General features: G+C 35.7%; 21 protein-coding genes and 2 pseudogenes. 6 read left to right on the top strand and 17 right to left on the bottom strand.

The window, feature by feature from the left end:
- Positions 1–13 precede the first annotated feature (13 nt).
- The gene (locus tag D1B17_RS07100) at positions 14–979 is read left to right on the top strand and encodes an AEC family transporter (RefSeq protein ID WP_120142353.1); all 966 of its coding nucleotides are present in this window, start codon (positions 14–16) and stop codon (positions 977–979) included.
- A 323-nt stretch (positions 980–1,302) separates the two neighbouring features.
- Here the strand turns inward: D1B17_RS07100 and D1B17_RS12905 are convergent, their stop codons facing one another.
- The 4 genes from D1B17_RS12905 to D1B17_RS07115 form a co-directional block, all read right to left on the bottom strand.
- On the bottom strand, positions 1,303–1,428 hold the full coding sequence (locus tag D1B17_RS12905; RefSeq protein ID WP_276606934.1) for a hypothetical protein: 126 nt from the start codon (positions 1,426–1,428) through the stop codon (positions 1,303–1,305).
- Between the two features lie 88 nt (positions 1,429–1,516).
- Positions 1,517–1,846: a hypothetical protein gene (locus tag D1B17_RS07105; protein WP_120142352.1), complete on the bottom strand. Its 330-nt coding sequence runs from the start codon at positions 1,844–1,846 to the stop codon at positions 1,517–1,519.
- A gap of 622 nt (positions 1,847–2,468) precedes the next feature.
- On the bottom strand, positions 2,469–2,798 hold the full coding sequence (locus tag D1B17_RS07110) for a hypothetical protein (protein WP_120142351.1): 330 nt from the start codon (positions 2,796–2,798) through the stop codon (positions 2,469–2,471).
- Positions 2,799–2,845: 47 nt separating this feature from the next.
- The gene (locus D1B17_RS07115) at positions 2,846–5,107 is read right to left on the bottom strand and encodes an ATP-binding cassette domain-containing protein (RefSeq protein ID WP_120142350.1); all 2,262 of its coding nucleotides are present in this window, start codon (positions 5,105–5,107) and stop codon (positions 2,846–2,848) included.
- A 521-nt stretch (positions 5,108–5,628) separates the two neighbouring features.
- Between D1B17_RS07115 and D1B17_RS07120 the strand changes: the two genes are divergently transcribed.
- Entirely contained in the window at positions 5,629–6,081 is a 453-nt protein-coding gene (locus D1B17_RS07120) for a GNAT family N-acetyltransferase (RefSeq protein ID WP_237389318.1), read from the top strand.
- Between the two features lie 123 nt (positions 6,082–6,204).
- Here the strand turns inward: D1B17_RS07120 and D1B17_RS07125 are convergent, their stop codons facing one another.
- Together D1B17_RS07125 and D1B17_RS07130 are read right to left on the bottom strand one after the other, a co-directional pair.
- Positions 6,205–7,350: a glycerate kinase family protein gene (locus tag D1B17_RS07125; protein ID WP_120142348.1), complete on the bottom strand. Its 1,146-nt coding sequence runs from the start codon at positions 7,348–7,350 to the stop codon at positions 6,205–6,207.
- 13 nt (positions 7,351–7,363) lie between these two features.
- A complete protein-coding gene (locus D1B17_RS07130; RefSeq protein WP_120142347.1) occupies positions 7,364–8,647 on the bottom strand; it encodes a GntP family permease in 1,284 nt (427 codons plus the stop codon).
- Positions 8,648–8,911: 264 nt separating this feature from the next.
- On the opposite strand from D1B17_RS07130, the gene D1B17_RS07135 reads away from it, so the two are divergent.
- Positions 8,912–9,961: a CdaR family transcriptional regulator gene (locus D1B17_RS07135; RefSeq protein WP_166806642.1), complete on the top strand. Its 1,050-nt coding sequence runs from the start codon at positions 8,912–8,914 to the stop codon at positions 9,959–9,961.
- Positions 9,962–10,045: 84 nt separating this feature from the next.
- Positions 10,046–10,771 carry an alpha/beta hydrolase gene (locus D1B17_RS07140; protein WP_120142345.1) on the top strand — a complete coding sequence of 242 codons (726 nt, stop codon included), beginning with the start codon at positions 10,046–10,048 and terminating at the stop codon, positions 10,769–10,771.
- 247 nt (positions 10,772–11,018) lie between these two features.
- On the opposite strand, the gene D1B17_RS07145 is transcribed toward D1B17_RS07140, so the two are convergent.
- Positions 11,019–11,879, bottom strand: a complete 861-nt coding sequence (locus D1B17_RS07145) for an aldo/keto reductase (RefSeq protein WP_120142344.1) — start codon at positions 11,877–11,879, stop codon at positions 11,019–11,021.
- A 145-nt stretch (positions 11,880–12,024) separates the two neighbouring features.
- Here D1B17_RS07145 and D1B17_RS07150 point away from each other — a divergent pair.
- Positions 12,025–12,830, top strand: a pseudogene (locus D1B17_RS07150) (LysR family transcriptional regulator).
- Between the two features lie 82 nt (positions 12,831–12,912).
- Here D1B17_RS07150 and D1B17_RS07155 read toward each other — a convergent pair.
- Complete coding sequence (locus D1B17_RS07155) at positions 12,913–14,118, bottom strand: NupC/NupG family nucleoside CNT transporter (RefSeq protein ID WP_120144232.1); 1,206 nt, start codon at positions 14,116–14,118, stop codon at positions 12,913–12,915.
- A 233-nt stretch (positions 14,119–14,351) separates the two neighbouring features.
- Between D1B17_RS07155 and D1B17_RS07160 the strand changes: the two genes are divergently transcribed.
- A complete protein-coding gene (locus D1B17_RS07160) occupies positions 14,352–15,197 on the top strand; it encodes an aldo/keto reductase (RefSeq protein ID WP_120142343.1) in 846 nt (281 codons plus the stop codon).
- Between the two features lie 361 nt (positions 15,198–15,558).
- Here the strand turns inward: D1B17_RS07160 and D1B17_RS07165 are convergent, their stop codons facing one another.
- From D1B17_RS07165 to D1B17_RS07205, 9 genes and pseudogenes are all read right to left on the bottom strand, one after another.
- Positions 15,559–16,884: an APC family permease gene (locus D1B17_RS07165; RefSeq protein ID WP_120142342.1), complete on the bottom strand. Its 1,326-nt coding sequence runs from the start codon at positions 16,882–16,884 to the stop codon at positions 15,559–15,561.
- Positions 16,885–16,889: 5 nt separating this feature from the next.
- Positions 16,890–17,111: a hypothetical protein gene (locus D1B17_RS07170; RefSeq protein ID WP_120142341.1), complete on the bottom strand. Its 222-nt coding sequence runs from the start codon at positions 17,109–17,111 to the stop codon at positions 16,890–16,892.
- 219 nt (positions 17,112–17,330) lie between these two features.
- A pseudogene (locus D1B17_RS13000) lies at positions 17,331–18,064 on the bottom strand (gamma-glutamyl-gamma-aminobutyrate hydrolase family protein).
- Between the two features lie 148 nt (positions 18,065–18,212).
- Positions 18,213–19,073, bottom strand: coding sequence for a PRD domain-containing protein (locus D1B17_RS07180; RefSeq protein ID WP_120142340.1), 861 nt, complete (start codon positions 19,071–19,073; stop codon positions 18,213–18,215).
- A 21-nt stretch (positions 19,074–19,094) separates the two neighbouring features.
- Complete coding sequence (locus D1B17_RS07185) at positions 19,095–19,907, bottom strand: Cof-type HAD-IIB family hydrolase (RefSeq protein WP_120142339.1); 813 nt, start codon at positions 19,905–19,907, stop codon at positions 19,095–19,097.
- Positions 19,908–20,144: 237 nt separating this feature from the next.
- Positions 20,145–21,590 carry a 6-phospho-beta-galactosidase gene (gene lacG / locus D1B17_RS07190; RefSeq protein WP_420868394.1) on the bottom strand — a complete coding sequence of 482 codons (1,446 nt, stop codon included), beginning with the start codon at positions 21,588–21,590 and terminating at the stop codon, positions 20,145–20,147.
- 13 nt (positions 21,591–21,603) lie between these two features.
- Positions 21,604–23,331, bottom strand: a complete 1,728-nt coding sequence (locus D1B17_RS07195; protein ID WP_120142337.1) for a PTS lactose transporter subunit IIBC — start codon at positions 23,329–23,331, stop codon at positions 21,604–21,606.
- A gap of 43 nt (positions 23,332–23,374) precedes the next feature.
- A complete protein-coding gene (locus D1B17_RS07200; RefSeq protein WP_120142336.1) occupies positions 23,375–23,725 on the bottom strand; it encodes a PTS lactose/cellobiose transporter subunit IIA in 351 nt (116 codons plus the stop codon).
- A 13-nt stretch (positions 23,726–23,738) separates the two neighbouring features.
- Positions 23,739–24,593: a PRD domain-containing protein gene (locus D1B17_RS07205; protein WP_120142335.1), complete on the bottom strand. Its 855-nt coding sequence runs from the start codon at positions 24,591–24,593 to the stop codon at positions 23,739–23,741.
- Between the last annotated feature and the right edge of the window lie 133 nt (positions 24,594–24,726).

Below are 24,726 nucleotides of genomic sequence, written 5' to 3' on the forward strand. Positions count from 1 at the left end.
GGGAATTTTATTCATGGAAGCATTTATTACTTCACTAGAAAGTGTTGCTGAAATCGTTCTAGTTATTGCTCTAGGTTACTGGTTAAGAGGATCCGGTCGTCTAGGTGATGAATTTAAGGGCAACATTTCTTTCATCATTATGAAAATTGCTTTACCAGCTTCAATCTTCGTTTCAGTTCTTAAATATTTGAACCGAGACAAACTAGCAAGTCTATCTGGTGGTTTAGTTTTCACCTTCGCCAGTTTTACAATTGGTTACATCGTTGCGTGGATCTTAACAAAGATCTTCCGCATTCGTAAAGGTCGTCGTGGTACATTTATTAACATGTTCGTTAATGCTAATACAATCTTCATCGGTTTACCTTTAAACATGGCTTTGTTTGGTACTAAGAGTTTACCTTACTTCCTTATCTACTATGTTATGAACACAATTTCAACTTGGGCTATTGGTATCTTCTTTATCTCAAGTGATGATCCAACTGTTGAAAAAGGTGCTAAAAAAGATTTCAACTGGAAGAAATTACTTCCTGCTCCACTTGTTGGTTTCTTAGTATCATTAGTATTCTTACTACTTGCTATTCCCGTACCAGAATGGATCAATAAGACTCTTGATATGGTCGGTGGTATCGTTACACCTATGTCACTTATCTACATTGGTATTATCTTAGCTGATGCCGGTTTGAAATCAATCAGATTTGACCGTGATACAATTCTTGCCTTAGTAGGTAGATTCGTTGTTGCTCCAGCTATCATGATCAGTATTATCTTGATTGGTGGTTCAATGATGGGTAGTTCATTACCAACTATCGAATCAAATTCATTCATCATCCAATCAGCTGCTCCTGGTTTGGCAGTCTTGCCTATCCTAGTTGACCAATCACATGGTGACGTTGACTATGCTACTAACTTGGTAACAACATCAACCGTTCTATTCGTTATCGTTGTGCCAATTCTTATGCAAATTGCCAACCTTATCTAATTAAACTATTCCGCATATTCACACATTCAAAATTAAATCCTTCTCAAATAAATAAACATGTAAAAATCCCCAGTCAACATTCTACAGTTGACTGGGGATTTTTTTCGTCTATATATGAAAATAATAAGTACGTGTAGTGATAGTTAAATATGCCGCCTCCAAGAGCAATAAAATTAGGTAGCTATGGGGACCGACAAAAGCCAAGGTCTTTTGTCTCGATTTTGAACCTCGCAAAGTACGCGAGTTTCAAAAGTCGTCCCGTGGTGTAAGCACTAAAGTGCTAACGCCACCTGCACAGCGTCCTAATTTCTTGCTCTTTCCGGCTAGTTCATTGTCTGTTTTTGAATCAATATTAAAGCTTTAAGCATTATTTTGGCATCAATGACTAGAAATAAAGGATATGGAGTATGTTCTGAATCTTTAGACTTTAAAAAATACTTCAATTCCATAGTTGAAAAATCAACTATGGCCGCGAGTAATAAATATGTTTGGCAATTACAATTGGTGAGTGTGGTCTCTAGGGACAATAAATACACATTACTTATACTTTTGCATATTTCTTTCAAACTCCTGAACCATTTCAACATCGATTCCGTGAATGGACTTCAACTTTTTAACCAACCACATTCCTAGTTGATAATAGCTATTACGATCTAGTTCAAACTTTCTTCCATACACATATTGAATACTCTCATCATATTTATGATGCAATAACAGTTCATCAATATCTGTATATATCTTTCCCTTTTGATTCCGTTGTTGTTGGTAAATTACTTCACTCTTTGGAGCATTACCTTTACCCAAAATCATTCCAAAACCTTCTGAAATGGCTTTTAACTGTCGCATGATAAAATCATTGTCATCCATTCCACTCACCTCTAATTGTCTCAAATTATACAAGCAAAGCGAAAAGGTAGCCACAAAAAAATAAATTCGTCTATCTTTTGTCTTGCGCTTCAATCTAACGTAATACAACTTTGTCATATTTTGTACAGCGTACTTATTAAACAAGAGTAAATGGTTATTGGCTATTTGAGCAAACTAGACGGAAGGAACAAAGGAATTAAGTCCCCATAGCGACCTAATTCTTTTGTTCCTTCCTCAGATTTGGTTATTGAAGCAAATATAAAAAAGGCTATATACTTTTTCTTTGTATCACATCCAGAAAAATATATAGCCTTTTGATTATGTTCAATTTCAAATAATATAGCACCCATTCATCGAATTAGTTAGTTACAACATGTAAAAAAATAACAAATATATTAGTCTCTGGGCGCAACAAATGTTGGCAGCAGTGAAGGTGGTGTAATGGCTAAAGCCATTACACCACGGGACGAGTTTTGAAATTCGCGCACTTTGCGAAGTTCAAAATCGAGACCTGAGACCTTGGCTCAGGTCGGTCCCCACAGCGCCAACATTTCTTGCGCCCAGAGACGGCAACTAACCAACCTTGAGAAAGAACCATTTTTTTTTCCTGGAGGCGGCATATTTATTTAGGAGAAATCATCTTAATCAAACGATTGACTAATTCAATAACGCGTTGCGTATCAGCAGCAATATCTTCAGCTGATCTATTATTAACCATCGTATGGTTAACCTGCAACAAACCAACAGAATCACTGTGGTCATCAAATTCAGCAATTGGCAAATCAACTTGATGATCATACATTGGCACCTTTCCGGCAGAAACATTCACAATTTTCTTACCTTCAGGCATACTCAAAATATAACTTTTAATTCGTTTCAAACTAAACTTATCTTGATAAAATCCATAGATAACCCCAAGTTCATCCATGATATATTTAATTTCATTATTCATTTGTGTTATCACCTCTTACAACATCTCTACTATTAAGTATTACGCAACTAGTGGTTTGTTGACAAGCAAAAACTGCGTAAATGTTGCGCTGTAAATGAAGTCTGATTCTTTATTAAATCAACTGGATATCCTTGGAAAAGTATTTGTCCGCCGTAACGTCCACCACGTGGTCCCAAATCAATGATCCATTGAGCCTGTGAAATAATTGATAAGTTATGTTCCAAAACAATCAGTGTTTTACCAGCCGCCAGTAGACTCTCCATTAACTTCAATAATTGCTTAATATCGGACTCATGTAGCCCCGTACTTGGCTCATCCAAAATCAATAAATCACTCTGTTTGGCCTCACCTAAACTTTTGGCAATCTTTAACCTTTGCAGCTCACCACCTGACAAGGTATCTAAACTTTGTCCTAAGTTCAAGTAACCTAGATTGGCATCTAACAAATTTTGCAAAACAAAATCAATTCGTTTGGAAAACAAACCTAATCCATCGCTGGCTGTCAGTTGTAAAGTTTCAAAAATATTTAACCCATGATACTTAACTTTCAATGCCTCATCGCTATAACGTTTGCCGTGACATTTTTCGCAAGTTTGTTTAACGTCTCCCATATATGCCAAATCAAATTTAATATATCCTTTTCCATGACATTCAGGACACCCTCCTTGACCATTAAAACTAAATAGTGAAGCTGGTCGTTGTGATACTTTAGCAAACTGTTTTCTAATATCATCAAAAACACCCAAATAAGTTAAAATATTAGACCGATTGCTTCCTTTAATAGCACTCTGATCAAATGTCACTGCCTGTTGATATTTTTTAGTAAATAACTCTCGAACCAACGTACTCTTACCTGATCCAGCGACACCTGTTACCACCGTTAAAGCATTCTTAGGTATTTTGATGGAAGCGTCTTGAACATTATATTTATGAGCATGCTGTAATTGATAAAATTGTTGAAAATCTGATTTTTTAGTATTCAAATGCTGTTTCTGGCACAAGGCCTGCCCAGTCACCGTCTGAGAACTTAGCAAGGCTTGATAAGTTCCTTCAAAAGTAATTTGCCCACCTTTTTTCCCTGCTCCGGGCCCCATCTCGATAACATTATCTGCAATTTTAATAACATCGGGGTCGTGATCTATCAATAATACAGTATTGCCCTGATCACGTAACTTCGTAAATATTTTATTAATTCCTAGCAAATCTTGCGGATGTAACCCCACACTTGGCTCATCAAAAATATAGCAAACATCGCTCAGGGCACTGTTCAAATGTTTGGTCATTTTAATTCGTTGAGACTCACCACCAGAAAGTGAAGTAGTTGAACGACTTAACGTTAAATAATCTAATCCAACAACTTTTAAACTATTCAATCTCGTCAGAAGATTTTTCAAAACTAAATCAATCTCTTGATTACCGTGTATCTGCTTTAAAAATTCAATTAAATCGTCAATCGCCATCTCACTACAATCAGCAATTGATCGACCATTGATCTTGGCTGAGCGAATCATTTCATTTACTCTGGTTCCATGGCAATCAGGACAAGTTTGTTCGTTGAAAACTTCATTTAAAGCCTTTTGATAGTGTAAACCACCTTTTTCCATGATTGTCGTTTTAATACGCTCGACAACTCCCACATATTTAGACGTTTTGGGCCACTTCGATGTGGGATTATCCGGCTGACTTCCTTTATCAAACAATAATCTTTTTAACTCTACTTCAGAGTAATCACGAATCTTTTTGTCATTATCAAAATTACCTGTTTCGGTATATCTTAGCCAGCGAAAACCACCAGGCTGAAAGGTTGGAAATTGAATCGCACCTTCGTTAAGTGACTTATCAAAATCAAGTAACTTATGAATATCTGCTTGCTTCGTAACGCCTAGGCCCTGACAAGTTGGACACATACCCGTTGGATTGTTAAATGAATATACCATTGAATAACCGACAAATGGTTTGGCAATTCGAGAGTAAAGCAAACGTAAGCCGGTATAAATTTCTGTAATCGTTCCAACCGTGGAGCGCGCATTCCCACCGATTTTCTTTTGATCGATGACAATGGAAACTGGTAAATTGTTAATTGCTTCAACTTGCGGAGCTTCATACTTAGGCAACATCTGTTGTACAAAAGCTGAATAAGTTTCATTCAACAACCGTTGTGACTCAGCAGCTATCGTATCAAATACCAAAGAAGATTTGCCCGAACCAGACAATCCTGTAAAAACTGTAATTTGATGCTTGGGTATTTTGACTGAAACGTCTTGCAAATTATTATTTTTTGCACCTATAGCTTCAATAAATTCACTCAACTATCTTCCCCCCTATTTATATTGGACAAATAGCATACAGCAATAAAAAATCTAATTCAAACTTATTTTTAAAAACGTGTGGTGTTTCTTAAATATGCCGCCTCCAAGAGGAAAAAATTTTGGTCGCTATGGGGACCGCCGAAAGCCGAGGCCTTTCGGCTCGCTTTTGAACCTCGCAAAAACCGCGAATTTCAAAAGTCGTCCCGTGGTGTAAACACTAAAGTGTTAACGCCACCTGCACAGCGTCCAAAATTTTTCCTCTTTCCGGCTAGTTCATTCTTTGATTTCGAATCAATAGTGAATGATTCTATGCATTATTATGTCTCTGAAGGCTAAAATCATTGGATAAAGAATATATTCTGATTTCAAAAATAATTTTAAATCCCTAACAAAAATTAACTGGCACTACGCGTTTTTAAAAAGAATATAGTATGATTACTTTGTAAGTTAATGGTTGATTGATTCAAGACCTATTTTAATCTGATATAAAAATGTCCAATCTAAACCAAAGGAGAAAAATCTTGAAAATAATTCCTGTAACTAAACGTACCCCACAACTAATCAAGCAATTAACTGTTGTTTGGGAAAATGCTGTACGCAATACCCACTCTTTCTTAACCGAAACTGACATTCAATATTTCAAAAACTCCATGCCTGATATTCTGACACAAATTCCAAATTTAATTATTGCCGTTAACGAACAACAACTACCAATCGGTTTCATGGGTATCGACGGTTCAGAGATTGCCATGCTTTTTATTGATCAAAAATATCGTGGTCAAGGTGTAGGTAAGCGATTAATTCAATTTGGCATCAAAAACTATCAAGCTGACAGGTTAACTGTTAATGAGCAAAATCCCCAAGCAGTTGGGTTCTATGAACATATTGGCTTTGTTGCTTACCAAAGACATGAAACTGACGATCAAGGAAAACCATTCCCTGTTTTAAAGATGAAATTAAATATACGAAACTAAATAGCTTTTTTTGCTAAAAAATGGCTCCAGCAATCTGATTTTAGGTTGCTGGAGCCATTTGTTTTAAGAATCGAAAAAAGAGTATGTTTTATCACACTCTTTTTTCTTTTTCACAATAAAATTTTAGTTTTGTTTCGTATTTTTGATTAAGCGGCCGATATTCTCGGCTACTTGTTGTAGGTTCTGGTCTGTATTTTTAATGGCAGTCGATAGTTCTTCAACACCCGGAACACAGGTGAAAATGGCATCAATGCCTAATGGATATAATTCTGAAATCTTTTTACCAATTGAACCAGCCACGGCGATAACTGTTGTATCAGGATTAACAGCTTTAGTGGCCTTAGCTACTCCAATTGGGGTCTTACCAAATTTAGTTTGAAAATCAATTTGTCCTTCGCCTGTAACAACAACGTCAGCATCCTTAACTTTCGACTTCAAATCGGTATAATCAACTACAATGTCAACACCTGAGCGCATTTGAGAGTTGGTAAAGGCTAATAAACCAGCTCCTAATCCACCCGCAGCACCGGCACCAGCGACTTGTTCAAGATCTTTATGTAAATCACGTTTTAAAATATCAGCATAATGTGACAATGCTTGATCCAAAAACTCGACCATTTCTGGACTAGCACCTTTTTGGGGTCCGAAGACCTGACTAGCACCATCGGGGCCTGTTAAGGGATTCGTTACATCTGAAGCAATAATGACCTTTACATCGGCTAATTCAGGTAACATTTCTGAAATATCGATATGATCAAGCTTTTGCAACATAGCACCGCCATATTGTAATTCTTCACCTTTATCATCAATTAAATGGGCACCTAAGGCTTGCGCCATACCAGCACCACCATCATTCGTAGCTGAACCACCAATTCCAATGATTACCGTTTTAGCCCCATGTTTAATTGCTGATTTAATTAATTCACCCGTTCCAAAAGTAGTTGTAATATAAGGATTTTGGGTAAATTGATTAATATATTGGATACCACTAGCTTCGGCCATTTCGATGACTGCCACTTGACCATCATCAATCAGACCATAATGTGCTTCCGCTTTGTTACCTAACGGATTAATTACTTGTTCGGTAACCATTTGCCCATTTTTCGCATCAACTAATGACTGAACTGTTCCCTCGCCACCATCAGCCATGGGAACATTAACATATTCAGCATCAGGATAAACTCGCTCAAAACCCTTACGTAAGGATTGAGCAACTTCCTTAGCTGTTAAAGAATTTTTATAAGAATCTGGAGCCAAAACAATTTTCATTTATATCCCACCTCTAGAACAAATTTCCATACATTAACGTTGCAACAATCGTCATGGAAAGTCCAACCAGCATTTCCCAAAAGACGACACTCATACGTTCTTTAAAGTGCATATCAACCGCTTTGGCCGTGACATGGAAGTAGTTACCGTGTGGCAATTGATCAATAACTGTGGCACCAGTATGAACCATGGCAGCTGCACCTGTCCCCGAAATTCCAAAGGACAGAATTGACTTGCTAAAGGAATTAGAAGCAAGAATAACACCCGTCGATGTCGAAGCTGTGGCAGCAGCCATCAAAATACCGGCAATCGGTGCCAAGAATGTTCCCGAAATACCTGAAGCTTGAACAATTTCAACTACCTTTTGGGGCAAGTTAGAGACTGAAACTAGCCCAGCAATCGCACCAGCACCAATTAAAATCAAAACAACATCCGTCATTCGGGCTAAGCCTTTTTGCATGTAGACTAAGAATTTCTTACTCTGTCCCATAGCAATCGCACCAATCAAACCAGCAATTGGCAAAATATACATCGCATCTAAGTTAAATGATGCCAATGACTTAATACCTAAAATATCGCCTAATGGAGTAATCAATAATAATACAACAGCCACTAACGGCGTAACAATCGCTGTTCTCAAACTAGGCAAATCAGCTTGAGTCTTAGTTTCAAACTTTTTGGTGTCCGCCACAAACTCTCCCCGATTTTTGATCAATGTTGCTAAAATTACTGTCACAATCAAACCAACAATTGCTGGAATAAAATCGGCAATCATTACCTGTGATAAATCAACATTGAAGCCCTTAGCTGCCGCAATCGTATTTGGATTAGGTGAAATAACGTTACCCGCTTTACCACCACCAGACAATGCCACTAGTAATGAAAGCTTACTGTAATGCATCTTTTGACCAACTTCTAAGGCAATTGGAGCAACAATCAACACGGCGACTGGGATAAAGATACCAACACCTGTCAAAACCATAGTTGATAATGCTAAAGCTAGTATCGCTAATCGATCACTAAAACGATTGACAATATTTGAAGCAATGACGTTAGCGGCACCAGATTCCATCATTACCCCAGCTAAAACTCCAGCCGCAATTACTCGAACTATCGTGCCCATCACACCAGAGCTTCCTTTTACAATCGTATCTGTCGTTTGTGCAAGTGACAATCCACCTACTAAACAACCAACAATTGCACCGAACATCAAAGCATAGACCGGATTAACTCGAAATAAAATTAAACCAATCGCTAAAAGCAGTCCTAATAATGCTGCCCACCAAGCAATAACCATTCTTCCAAATACACCCTTCCTCGAAAACATTCCTCTTGTTAAGTTTTTAACAATTAATTAACGAGTGTATAATACAGTGATAACTTAGCTAAATCAATGTACAAATGCACAAAGGTTTTTGGAAATTCTTTTAAATTTTAAATATATTTCCTGTTAAATCAATGTTTCAATCCAAAAAAATATTGTAAAATATTTATATGCACAAATCATAAGCTTACCGTTTTCATGAAAGATTGCATAATAATGCACAAGGAAGTAAATAAAATGAAACTAGACCCGAATCTGGCACAATCAATCGTTGATAAAATGATGGAGAGTGTCCCCTACAATATTAATATGATGAACGAAAAAGGTTACATCATTGCTAGTGGTAATAAAGAACGGATAAATACTCTTCACATTGGTGCGATTGACACGATTCAAAGTGGTAAAACTAAACCCATGGTCGAATCTTTTGGTAAATTTGGTCAGCCCGGTGTCAATATTCCTGTCGAATTCAATGGTGAAACTATCGGAGTTATTGGAATTACTGGTGATCCGAAAAAAGTAACGCCTTTAGCATCCCTACTTAAAATTTCTACCGAATTATTGATTTCTCAAATCAACAGCACCAAACTTGAAAATCAGCGCAAGGAAAGTCTGAATCATTTTCTTTATCAATGGACTAGTACTGACAATATCTTAAATAACGATGAGTTGAGACTTCGTGCCCAAACACTAAAAATCGATTTATCGGTCAAGCGTTATGCCGTTATAATCGCGGCTAAATCGTTAGTCAAACTTCAACTTAACCCAACTGATTTCAGCTTTAGTAAAACTACTAACCAACAACTCATTATCACAAAAAACAAATCAGACTTACTCCGCTATCTTAAATTTTGTCAGGATAATCATTTAAAAATTGGTATTAGCAATCGCACAATCAATCTCAAAGAGGCTGTCAAACAAGCTCAAGATACAATAACGGTTAGTACCGAATTAGAATTGACCGATATTTATTACTTCAAGCAAATAAGTTTTTTGAATCATCTTTTAGAAAGCAATCTGCATTCCAACCACACATTGGACATTTTCAAGGGTTTCTTAAAAACAAACTCCGGTCTGGAACTGCTCGAAACCTTAGATTCGTATTTCAAACATAACGGTAACGTAACGGATACATCCCAGGCTTTGAACATTCACCGCAATACGACTAATTATCGCTTAAATAATATTTCTGAATATTTTGGACTTAATTTACATGACTTAACGGACACTCTCCAGCTCTACGTTAATTACTTATATTTCAAAAAATATCAATACGAACACAAATAATTGCTTGTTCAAGGGCATGAATGGACTTTTTCTTAAATAATGCTTATTATTTGATTGAATCTACAATAAGGCGAGGCTTTTACAATGGTTTTAATGAATCTTAGTTATCGAACTAATTATTTACACACTTACTTCAAAACAACCGTGGTAGTTCCTGATACTAACAAACATGACTATACGGCAGTTTGGCTATTACACGGTTACACTGGTGATGACTCTGCTTGGATCCGACATGTTAACGTTGAAAAAATGGCTAGGGAACACAACTGGGTCATCATTATGCCTGAAGGTCGCAATGCCTTTTATTCTGACTCTAATTTCATCCCTTACTATTCTTACTTTATTGACGAATTTATTCCTAAAATGCAAAATCTATTGCCCATCTCAAAGAGTCGCGCTCAAAACTATATCGTCGGTTCCAGTATGGGTGGTTACGGAGCTTTGAAAATAGCCTTTTTAAATGATCTTCAATTCAGCAAAGTAGCAGCCCTCTCACCGATTACTGACATTGAACACTTTCGTGACAATCCTAAAGGACCAATGCCCAAAAATACCTTCGACAGTATCTTCACTAGTCCTGAAGAAATTGCTCAAAATCAATTAACTAATATTTACAATAAACATCAACCGCAACAACAAATTTTGACACTTTGTGGCGATGAAGATTTTATGCATGAAGATAACATCATGTTTAAAAACTTTCTCTCAATTCATGCTAAAGGTCGTTACACTTGGATGCCTGTAAAGGGTAATCATTCCTGGAAAACTTGGGGTGAAAACATCGATAAAGTCTTTAAATGGTTAGACTGATTTTTATTTTAATAATCGACTTAATTGTAAAACCCACACATATGATTGAAACATTTGATCAAGCTTTACAATATTTAAATTAAGCAAATAGTGGGACAAAACATGCTCAACTTTCGAGTATTAAGGCAAATAGCCCCAGTAATCCGATTTTGGATTGCTGGAGCTATTTGTTTTGAGTGGAAAAAGCTATGTTTTATTCCACGTCTATGCTGCATGTTTAAAAATAATATTAGTTTTGTCCCTGATTCTAGTCATTAGAGTGAACATCAAAAGCTGACAGAAGCATCGACTCTACACCCGGTGCATCTGGATTATGTGAACCATGACCTTTATCCAATTTTGTCATTGCCTCCATTTCGGAATTCGTCAGTTCAAAGTCAAATAACTCCATATTACTCTTCATACGTGTCTCATGAGTTGATTTTGGCAATACAATAATACCCAATTGATTTTCAAATCTTAAAATAATTTGACCGGCATCTTTATGATATTTTTCAGACAATTGTTTAATCAATGGTTCAGCAAACAATTCACTATTACCTTGTCCCAAAGGTCCCCAAGCCTCAATTTTAACATCAGCTGGAGCTAAAACTTTACGTAATTCAACCTGTTGAAAATAAGGATTAAATTCAACTTGGTTAACAGCAGGCAAAGTCTTAAATTGTGGTACAAAGTTATTCCAAATCTTAGGGGTCATATTGCTGACACCAATCGACTTAATTTGTCCATTTTTCTGGCCTTCTTCTAAGGCCTTCCAAGCTCCAACTACATCCCCATAAGGCTGGTGTAGCAAATATAGATCGATATAATCTAAGCCTAGTTTCTTTAATGAAGTCGCTAATCCCTTCTTGGCCGCCTCATAACCATAATCTTGAAGCCATAATTTACTAGTAACAAAGATGTCTTTTCGATCAATACCACTATCAGCAATCGCCTTACCAACTTCAGCTTCATTAAAATATGCTGCCGCTGTATCAATATGACGATAACCAACCTTTAATGCTTGTAAAACAGCTTTGTAAGTTGATCCATCGTTGGGAATTCGAAAGACTCCAAATCCAACTGCTGGAATCTTATTACCATCATTCAATAAAATATTTTCCATCATAAATACCCTCTTTTTATTTTAGTAGTTTGCATTTGTTGGACCTCTTTATCCAAGTGATGAATTCATTCTAAAGCCAAAGCTTATCTTTGAAAATTACTAGATAAACATGCTACTATACGATTGACGTATACTAAGGAGCAGACTAATGATTGAAAACTACTTGTTAGAAGAACTGGTTACCTTTGCTAAATATAAGACTCTTGCTGAAACAGCTAAACAATTGATGGTCACACAGCCAACTATTACTCGCGGTATGCAAAAACTTGAAGAAGATTTTGGTGTGAAGCTGTTTGATCGTCAGCCTAATCGCATCACATTGACCGAAAGTTGACGGTTGTTAGAGACTTTGAAGAAGCACATCACCAAATTAAAATTGCTTCCGTCGCACCAGGTCCACTGATTGCCTTAAAGACAATCGAATTACCATCAAATGCCAACTTAACCGATCAATTTATTACTCCTGACTCAGTTGCTACACTGCTCAGGCAAAATAATTTTTCCTTAATCATAACTAATCAGGAAATTTTAACTGACGATATTGAATCGCGGTTTATTGGTACTGAAAAGTTATCGGTTAACTTAGATAAATTCACCTATTTAGCTAATAAAAACTCTGTTAAATTTTCAGAGCTCAAAGGAACTAGTTTCATTGTTTTAATTGATATTGGTATCTGGAAACAAATTATCCAAACTCATATCCCTAATGCTAAATTTCTTTATCAAAGTCAAATTGATGCCTTTACTGAAATAACCAAATACTCTAATTTTCCATACTTTAGCACTAATATTTCCAAAATTGATGTTACTCATGCCGACAATGAAAATGATGATCGAGTTGAAATCCCTATTAGTGACAAAGAAGCAACTATGGAATTTTATGCCTCTTATTTAAAAGAACAACGTGAACTAGTAAATCCCGTAATAAAGTCACTTTCTGATGCCTGGATTTAGAACCATACAATTTTTAACGAACAAAAAATAGGTTCCTCAGTCGGCGTGTAACCAAAACTGAAGAACCTATTTACATTCACAATTACCAAACAAACAATCCAACAAAGGCTGCTGACAGAAGTGATACCAAAATACCTGAAAGCAACATGTAACCAACGTTTTTAGAAATAACGTCGTTCTTTTCTTTATCAACAATTCCCTTGAAACAACCGATAATCATACCTAAGGTTGAGAAATTAGCGAATGAAGTAATGAAGACTGTTAGAACGGCTTTGAAATGGGGATCGAAATTCTTAATGATTCCGGTAACTTTACCCATAACAACAAATTCATTTGTAACTAACTTAGTACCCATATATTGAGCCATTTGGAACGAATCGTGACCATTCAATCCTAGTAACCAGGCGAATGGATACATAATGATTCCTAGAATATGTTCCAAAGTCAACCAAGGGTTAACTAATTGGAGAATCTTATCAATTAAAGCAGCTAAAGCAACGAAGGCAATAACATTGGCAGCAATGATCAAAATCAAGCGACCGGCGCCCAAAATTGAATCACCCAAAAATGAGAAGAATGGTTCTTTTTTATCACCTTCACCTTGACCGTGTAACTTGGCGATAGTGTCTTCTTCTGATGTAACCGTAACAGGATTTAACAAACTTGTTACGATAATTGAATTAATGATATTAATCGGAATGGCCGTTAAAATAAACTGACCAGGCATCATTTGAATATATGAGCCAATAATTGATGCAGTAACACAACTCATTGACATCATAGCCAAAGTAACATTTCTTTGGGCTTTAATTTGTTTCAATTGTAAACTTGAAACAGCTAAAGCTTCTGTATTACCCAAAAACATCATTTCAACCGCAAAGAATGATTCAAACTTTGGTTGGCCGGTGATGAATGACAAACCTTTACCGATCCATTTGATAATAAATGGTAAAACACCGATATAAGTTAAAATATCAAACAGTGGTACGATCAAAAGAATTGGTAACAATGCGCTAGTAACGAAGTCCATACTCTTCACATGAACCCAACTAGGTAAAGCAAATTCAATTCCGACGTACGCCACTTGAACTAACCAGTTGAAACCATCAGCAGCTCCAGAAACGATTGCACGACCGATGTCAAAACTAGTCAAAAACCAAGCTAAGAATAAGTTCAAAACTACCATAATAGCAATTGATTTCCATTGGATATTTTTCTTATCCTTCGAGAACAAAAAACCGATTGCTAAAAAGGCGATTACACCTATGACATTAACTACTAAGTACATATTCATATATACTTAACCCCTTTTTTTATTTGAAGCTCTGCATTAGTTAAATTTTTCACTTCTTTTTCATATTACATGGGGTTCAACTTTTTGTAAATATATTTTTACAATGATTTCACACTAAAATCGTCATCATTTTAAATTTTATAGAATAGCTCTATAATAGTATTGTTATCGTTTACAAAGATATTCAATATTTTAAATATTAATCCTTTTGAAAGCGAGGTTTCAATTTGAAATCTATCACATTTAACCACCAAAATACTTCCGCCATTGGTATTGGAACTTGGCACATTGGTGAAGGAAATAACAAGAAAACTGAATCAGAAATGAACGCCATCCGATACGGTTTAGACCATGGTATCAACGTTATTGATACTGCAGAAATGTATGGTGAAGGTAAATCCGAAACACTTGTTGGCAATGTCATCAAGGATTATAATCGTCAAAACTTCCAACTTATCTCTAAATTTTACCCTTACCATGCCACACCAAAACTAATTGAAGAAAGCCTCAAAGCTAGCTTGAAACGACTCCAAACTGATTATTTAGACTTATACTTACTTCACTGGCGTGGTCAAACACCTTTAATCGAAACAGTGGCCGGCTTGGAACAAATGGTTAAAGCCGGTTTGATTAAAAACTGGGGCGTTTCAAACTTTGATCGTAACGATTTGGAAGAACTCTTCAGCCTCCCTAACGGCCAAAATTGCCGCATCAACGAGGACCTTTACAATATTGGAAGCCGTGGCATCGAATATTCAGTTCTCCCCTGGCAAAAAGAACACCATGTTTCATTCATTGGTTATTCTCCATTCGGATCCGATGGTAGTGAATACTTGAAGATCCAACCAGTACTAGAAAAAATGGCTCAGCAAAAACATGTCACTACACACCAATTGTTGTTAGCCTGGGTTTTGCGTAATCACGATCTACTCAGCATTCCAAAGACCGGTTCACCTGAACATATGCAAAGTAACATTGAAGCGGTCGACATCACTTTTACTAATGATGAATTAGAACTCTTAGATAAGACATACCCCGCTCCTAAACATGATGAACCATTAGAAATGATTTAAGTTCAACCTAAAAATAGCAATAAGAATTTATCCTCAACACAAATGGATATTTTCTTATTGCTATTTTTTTGTAGTAATCTATGCATTTAATAACGTTAAATCATTCATTTCTAAGCCATCACAATATAATTTCATCCAATTATGAGACCATACCGAAAAAACTAGCCGGAAAGAGCAAGAAATTTTGGTCACTGTGAAGGTGGCGTTGGCGCTTTAGCGCCTACACCACGGGACGACTTTTGAAACTCGCGCTCTCTGCGAGGTTCAAAAGCGAGATTCGAGACCGCACCCTGGCTCGAATCGGTCCCCATAGTGACCAAAATTTCTTGCTCTTGTAGGCGGCATATTTAACTACCAAACATTACTTAACAAAATTCTTTTTAGTTAGAAAATAAAATGGAACCGCCACTAATAAAGCACCGAAACCCCAGATTAAATTAGAAATGCTTGTCTGAGCTAATAACCAAAGTGAGATAGTAATTGCAATTACAGGAATCAACCCACCAAAAGGAATTTTGAAACCTGACTTGCGATTCTTCATCGTCTTTCGAAAAATCAACACTGCCAAACAACTAGGAATATACTGGGCAAATCGTGATACAGCACTAATTTGAACCAAAGTATTGAAGCTACCTGAAACGGCTACTAATAATCCTAAAAGTGCTGAAATAATAATTGCATTATGAGGAACGCCAAACCGATTTTTATGTGTTAAAAATTTAGGCATCATACCATGTTCAGCCATCGCAACGCCAAATCTTGGAGTAATGAATGATGTAGAAAAGCCTACCCCTCCAATGGACATTAACGTTCCAGCCGCAACTAAGTAACTACCAAAATTACCAACCATTTTCCCAAAAGCATCCTGAATTGGTGTCGTACTTTGAGCTAAAGATGTTCCTAACACACCGATACAAACAGTTTGAACCAAAATATAAAACGCCGCTACAGCCAAAATAACGATAATAAGAACCCGTGGTAAATCTTTCTTAGGTTTTTTCATTTCACCAGCAGCTACGACTGAACTTTCAATTCCTGTAAAGACAAAAAACATCGTCATAGCCGCTTTAGCAAACGAACCCTTATTGGCAACGGACGCTGGTACTAGGGGTGTGAAGTTACCACCTTTAATAAACCAAATCCCCACCGCAATAAAAATCACTAATGGTAATAACTTAGAAATAGTCACCGTATTATTTAAAATCGATGCAACTTTGATACCAAAGAGATTGGTCACCATTAACGTCAAAGCCATTACCGTAACAATTATATCTTTGGCAATGGGATTATTTAGAGCTGGAAATACTCCGGCAACAGCAGTCGCAAAACCTACATATAAAGTTCCTTCGGCAATGATTCTAATCGTCCACGTTACAAAACCAACTTCATAACCGACAAAATCACCAAAGGCTGCTTTAGCATAAACATATGCGCCTCCTGTCTCAGAAAACAGACTAGAATCTTCAGCAAAACACAAACCAATCGTCAAAACTAAAATGGCATCAAACATTAAAACAAAGATACTGGCGGGACCGAACAGACGCATCCCCTCATTAGGTAACAGAAAAATACCTGACCCAATAATACTATTGATTCCAAATAATAATACTGTCCAAAAGCCCATTTTTTTAGACTTAGTTGTTGAATGAACAGTTGGTGCTGCATCGACTGAGATAACTTGTTTCATGATTTTTACCTTCTATATATATTCAGATTTTTTTGATTGATTACGCGAAATACGCTCTGTTCCGGCTGCTGGATCTGCTGAACAGGTTCAAGAAATTCTGGCTGTAGAAGGTCGTTAACTGAAAACTCACCATGCTCTAATCCCATAACTACTGACAATTGTTCGACTAGCTTAGTAGCTCCGTTTAGAATGTTTGCATTGATAATATTTTCAGTTAAATTACTCATGAATTCTTTACCTCTTTTTTTAATTTTAAAGTAAAGCCTAGCACTCTGAAAATCATTGTCAATTTTTCTATAATATAATTAATATATTTCTAATCAAAAAGACTAACCACAAAAGTTTGGGACAAAGCTATTATTATCTTTAAATCTGCAATATAAAAGTGGAACAAAACATAGCTTTCGAGCATGTTTTGTTCCACTTTCTCATAATTAGTCTAATCTTTAAGTTCGATCAATAAATGCTTTAAATAAATCTAGTTGCCGAGAATCATGCTGCCACATATTTTCGGGATGCCATTGAACCCCTTGAATCGAAGCATCGTCGTTTTCTATTCCTTCAATAACTCCGTCTGGAGCTTCGGCAACCACTCTTAAGTCCGTTGCTACATCTTTAATTGCTTGATGATGTCTAGAATTGACAAAAACATTGTCACTAATGGTTTTAAACAAAGCTGAATCATGGTCAACCGAAATAAAATGAGTTGGTTGATCTCCTGGAGCATCTTGATGGTGTTTCAAAACTTTACCAGGATATTGCGTATTTAAATCTTGATAGACCGTTCCGCCAAGAGCTACATTAATAATTTGTGTCCCCGACAAATACCCAAAAGAGGCACTTTTTTAGCCATCGCGGTTCTGATTAAGGCAATCTCAAAAATATCTCGGTTACGATTGGTAGCGCCTAATTGGGGAATAGGTTCTTCTCCCATAAAAGTTGGGTCAATATCAGGTCCACCAGGGACAATAATTCCATCTAAACGTTCAATCAAGCCATTGATCTGTTCTTTGGGGATATATGGCAAACTAACAGGAATTCCACCTGCCGCTACTACCCCATCGACCGCCGGACGTGGTACAAAATCCATTAGTTTTTGATTGATCACCGAAGTAGCTCCAGTATATATGTCTGCAGTTATACCAATCACTTTGCTCATATATTTCGTCCCCTTTTCCATATTCAGCTTAAGCAGTTAAATAATTTATTAACATTATTAAATATTTTCTAATTTAATTCCAGTATTAAATGGTATTTTTTTCAAAAAATTTCTTTTTTTCTAATAAATAGCTAAATTTGGAATAAAGTAGATATATTTTTTAATAAACTTATCTAGCATCATTGAGTCCGTCTTCCTGAGTAATTCGCTGAATATGGATAATGAAATACAACAGTTCCTTATTATTAAGCTCAACACCACGAGCTTTTTTTATCTCTGCTGATACTTGTTTGGCAATCGACGTTGAACCAGGATAATCTCGTTCCATTTCCAACTCAAACTTACGATCAAATTTAGTATCGGCCGACATATTATTCAATCTTTGTTCTAAATATTGCAAATGAACCATGAACCGATCGTAATAATTACGATTACTCTTAGTCCGAAAAATGTTATTTCTTAATAAAACTCTTTTTATTAACTTGGTAAAGTCCACTTTTTTCGTTAAATCCACTGCAGTTGTTTCCACATTGGTATGGGCGTTAATAAAATGTAAAGCAATATTTCTAATCTCTGAACTTGGTAAATTAATTTTTAAGTTTTGATTGATGATATTCACCCCAGCGCTGGCAATCAGGTATTCCTCAATATACTTATCACTCATATCAGGAATATGACTCGGCTGATAATCACCCTCCATATATCGCTTATAAGCGCCATAGATATGATCACTTAAGGTAATGTAAATATAATCTTCAACTGAATAATTAAATTGTTTCCTTGCATAATCAACAATTTCATACGTGGTAGTTACAACATCAATTGGGATATCCTTTAATAAAAAATAGAGATTTTTTTGGGAATCGACTGTATCCAGATAGAAAATCTTTTCTATTTTCGAACTATCAATTTTTGAACCCTTGGATTTATTAAAGGCTATCCCTTTCCCTTTGACGATGGCTTTTTGACTTGAATCTAAATCGACAATTGCTGAGTTATTGTTAAAAACTTGTTTAATGGTTAACTTCATATATTCCCCCTCATATATTATTTAGAGTACAAATTTTTCAATTGCGATACCGACTCCACTATGATTATTGTCAGTCGTCACAAAATCAGCGGCAGATTTAACCTCTGGTAAAGCATTCCCCATAGCTATTCCTTTGCCAACAATTTTCAACATTGGTAAATCATTATCCCTATCACCCATTGCAATTACATCAGATATACTAATTCCCAACTTATCAACTAATTCTTGAATAGCATTACCTTTATTAACATGTTTTGGAAAAATCTCTAAAAAACCCAATCCAGTTCTAACAACAAAATAATTCTTGTCAAAACGTGCATGAACCATATCCGAAATTTCATCAAGTTCAGTAGCACTTCCATTAATAATTGCTTTCACAATTTCAAAATTGTTTGGTAAATCATCCGGTTCCTTAATATATAATCCATTAGCATTTTCAAAAGCTTGCATGATCGTATATTTATCCAACCAAGTGTCATAGCTCGTATAAGTATTCCCTTTATTATCAACAACATTATAGTGAAGTTTATGTTTCTTAACAAAAGCAACAAATTCCCGATAAAATGTATTACTCATCATTTCTTGATACATGATTTCACCAGTCATGTTCTCAATAATCGCTCCACCATTAGTTATCATATATTGATTTTTACCACTAATTCCTAATGATTTAGCAAACTTTATAACGGCGTTATGAGTTCTTCCTGAACACAAAACCACTTTAATTCCTTTATCTAGAGCATTCTTAATAGCTACTTTATTTTGTTTAGAAATAGTTTTTTGTGATGTCAGTAATGTATCATCTAAATCTAATGCGATTACTTTATATGACATTTATTTATCCCCCTTTATATTCCGCTATTTATATTGTAATATTTTGAACTAAAAAAGTTCTGGGATAAATTAATATCTCAGAACTTCTTCATATTTCCAACGGTTAATCTATTTTTAATACCTAGGGGAGACAGAAATCAAGTCTCATATTAAAAACAAACTTTTCGGTAAATAATGTGTAGCATTAACGCCTGTTTTCATTAACACTACTGGGCAAATTATTATTTAAAGATTAAATCAATTCGAGGAAAATTGAAATTCATCTTCTAATTCGTGTGTTTCACTGAGTTTCTTAAACCAATATGCACTCTTCTTTACATAACGCTTCTGAGTTGGAAAGTCTACGAAAAACAGACCATAACGTTTACTATAACCATTAGTCCAAGAGAACTGATCTTGTAATGACCAAATGAAGTAACCTTTAACATTAGCACCATCATTGATTGCATCAATAATAGCGGCAAAATACTTTCTTAAATAATCGATTCGTTTTGGATCATCAATGATAGTATCGTCAGTTGCGTTACTTGGTAAGCTTTCTTTCAAGCCAATACCATTTTCAGTAACATAAGTTGCTGGTACTAGTGGGTATTCATCATGAATCCTCATAAGGATATCATGCATCCCCTTAGGATAAATTGACCAATCCCAGTCTGTCGTTTCGATACCATCAGGCTTTCGTTCTTCACCAATTCCATGCAGTCTTGAAACGGATGTACCTTTAGCACCAGTACCGTTATGAACGGTCTCTGAGTCACCATCATATGCTTTAATCCACTTACTAAAGTAATTATTAACACCAACAAAATCAAGTTGGTGAGCAGCTTTATCAAGTTCTTTCATTTCTTCTTCGGTACTCTTAAACATCGGTTGATTATTGGCATCTAATATTTCTTTAACTAATGAGATGGTTTCTGAACTATATTTTCCAGCTAAAGTCCCATCTAAATATAGTCGATTTTCAAAAGCATCTTGCAACTTGGCTGCATGCTTATCTGCTGGACTATCGCTAAATGGATAAACTGTTTGTAAGGCATGAACAACTCCAATTTGTCCGCCTAAATTCATATTCTTATAAGCATTCACGATTCTAGCATGTGCGACATTTTGATTATGTTCGGCTTGAAAGGCTTTATCAAATCTGTCTTTTTCACCTGGTGGGAATGTCCCTGATACATGTTGTTGAATGGCCATTGATGTAGGTTCATTAATAGTGATCCAATATTTAACTTCTGGAAATTCTTTGAAACAATACTTAGCGTAGTCAACAAATGAATCAAGCATTACTGGGCTTAACCAATCGCCAATTTCATGAAGTTTTAGAGGTGTATCAAAATGATGTAACGTTACAAATGGAATAATATGATGTTTTTTACATGAAGCAAACAGTTTATGGTAATATTCCACTCCACGAGGTTCTAACTTATCAGTTGTTCCATTGGGAAAGATTCTTGACCATGCAATCGATACACGGATTGCTTGCACACCATACTTTTCAGACAAAGCCAAATCTTCATCATATTTGTGATAAAAATCAGCGGCGGGATCGGGACTGAATCGACCTTGTTTCTCCAAGTAATCATCCCAAAGGACTTTCCCCTTACCATCTTCTTTAGTGGCACCTTCAACTTGATAAGCCGCACTAGCGCCACCCATTATAAAATCTTTTGGTAATTTAAGCATCAATATTCTCCTCCTATGCTAAATTTGCTTTAACAAATTGTAGTGATTTCTCCGGATTTCTAGTCAATTCGATATATTCTTTTCCTGAAGTTGTTGCTAATTTAACTCCGTACTTATCAGTAATCTTTTGAACATTACCCTTCATACTATCCATTTGTGGTGCGAGAATAACTAGATCCATATCTTGAATCATGTTCATATCCTGTCCATAGGCACGTGCGGCGGCTGATAATTTCAAGTTACGTTCTTTAGCAGTTTTATTAAGGGCATTAGCCAAAATACCACTAGTACCACCGCCGGCACAGATTACCATGACAGCCGTATCTTTATCAAAAACATTATTTCCAGATTCATCTACTGGACTAGCTTTGGTTTCAGTTGAAGAATCATCGACTGAAGATGCCATAACTGTTGAATCGTCTGTACTATTTTCTTCAACACTTTCATCTGGAACTAGACCTTCTTTAATAGCATTTTCATTTTCAGTTTCAAGAAGATCATTATCATAAACTCTCATGAATGGAAGCCAAATAAATACATCAAGAATCAAACTCAAAGCAACAAAAACAAATGCTAATGGAGCAAAACCTGTACTAATTAAAATACCAATTGGTGCTGGAATAACCCATGGCATGGTGTACATCATACCGTTCATACCTAAGACTTCAATAAAGAACTTGAATAAGCAAATGTTAACCATTGGTGTTACAACAAATGGTACAAAGAAGATTGGATTCATAATAATTGGAGCACCAAACAAAATTGGTTCATTAACTGAGAAACTGACTGGAATAAATGCAGCTTTACCTAAAGCTCTTAGTTGTTTTGATCTGGCTAAGAATAGGAATAAAAATACCAAAACGAAGGTTGAACCAGTACCACCCATGTTCATAACATAATCTTGAGCATTTTGTGCCAAAACGTGAGTAGCTTGATGTCCAGCTTGAATCAATTTCAAGTTGTCAGCAGTATTTGTAACTTCAATAGCTGCTACAGCAGGTGCAACAATTGATGGACCTTGAACACCAACGAACCAGAAGAAGCCCATGGCTCCGGCAATAATTGCTAACCCTAGATAAGAATCACTAGCTGAGAAAATTGGAGCAAGTAGTGAAATAATCAATTGAGCCAAGTTTTTACCCGTAAATGTAGCCAAAAGTAATGAAAAAGCCCAGAAAATTGTTACTGATAAAAACATTGGAATAACATCTTTAAACGTTTGTGAAATATTCTGCGGTACCTGTGGTGGCATCTTAATTGTGACATTGTTCTTAATACATACAAAGTAAACATTAGGAACAATCAAACCAACAATATACGAAGTAACTAGACCTTGTGTACCTAAGTATGTTAGATCGGCTCCACCTTTATTTTGAACGATTGCACTAATAATAAAAGCAATTTCAGCAGCTAAGATAACAGAAACAGCATTCATTTGATTTGTTTTTGGCAAGTCAAGATTCTTTGTATCCGTTAAATTCTTGGCTGTTGTTGCAGTAACAAATAAAGCAAGTAATCCCATTGAATAGTTGTAAGCAATCATAATATTATTTTCAACATTAGTTGGCCAATGGTAACCCCAAGCATTTGGTACGTATGCAACTAGAATAAACAAGGATGAGAATAAGATAATTGGCATTGATGCAATGAAACCATCACGAATGGCGGAGACATATGCATTAGAGGCAATCTTTTCAAATCCGGGTTTCATTTTTTCAATTCTACTAGTAATGACATCCATCTTTAAAATCCCCTTCTATTTTTATTTCTTAATACTCATATAATTAATCTTTCATATCTAATTTCTTTTCAATCTTATTAATACGTTCATACTCATCAATAAAGAACTTACATTGATCCATTAACATCATTGTTGTCATCAAAGTATCTTGACCGTGAACCATGATGAAAGTAACATCCATATCCATTCCACCTGCTTCATTAGCAAGTAGCTTTGTTTGTTCATTGTGAGCATCAACGATTGATTGATTAGCTTCTTCAACTAATTTCTTAGCCTCATCGATTTTTCCTTCACGGGCATTATCCAAAGCCTTAAGCAAAGCTGTTTTGGCATCGCCCGCATATGCAACAATCGCAAATCCTGTCATTGAAATTTCTTCTTTTGTAACTGCCATAATAATTTACCTCTTACTTTGTAGTTTTTTCTTGAGTTAATCGCTGAATGTGAATTATGAAATATAACAGTTCGTTACTACTGAGATTAGTTCCTAATTTTCCTTGCAAATTGCTATATATTTCTTTAGCAATCTTTGAAGAACGCGGATACTCTTTTCTCATTTCCGATTCCAACTTGTCACTGAAATCTCTATCTTCATTGTCCTCATTATCAAGGCGTCCTGCTAAATACTGTAAATGAATCATAAACCGATCAAAATAATTTCCATTTCCGTCCATGCGATAAATCTTATTCTCATTTAAAATCTTGGTTACGATATCATTGATCTCCTTGGTGGTGTCTTCTTTTAGATCACCTGCCTTGGATTCTTCGCCTTTAGCATTGATGAAATGTAGAGCAATACTTTTAATTTCTGACTTTGGAAAGTGAACTCGTAAATTGCGATTGATTACATCCAATCCGTGACTAGCAATCAAATATTCAATCGGATATTGGTTACTCATATCAGGAATCAAACTTTCTTGATACGTTTTTGCTAGCAATCTCTGGTAGGAACCAAAGATATGATCGCTTAACGTTATATAAACGTAATCTAAAATATTATAATTAAATTCTTTTTTGGCATAATCGATAATTTCGTAAGTAGTAGTAACAACGTCAATTGGAATATCTTTAAGCAAAAAATATAAATTTTCTTGTGATGATTTTGTATTTAAATAAAAGATATTTTCAACTTTACTTGAATCAACTTGCCCACCTTTGGTCTTCTTAAAAGCGATTCCTTTGCCCTTTACAATTGCTTGGCGATTATCTCCTAGGTTGACTAACGCACTGTTATTGTTAAAGACTTGGGCAATCTCTACCATCTCATTTCCCCCTTTCTGACAACAAAAAGAGACCACCAACGTTTTTCATCATGATAGTCTTTTGACATATCATTGAAGAAAATACGTTGAGTGATCTCGCCTAATTTAATAGTAACAATTCACTGAAAATATA

This window comes from Companilactobacillus zhachilii (genome assembly GCF_003606365.2).
GTDB lineage: Bacteria > Bacillota > Bacilli > Lactobacillales > Lactobacillaceae > Companilactobacillus > Companilactobacillus zhachilii.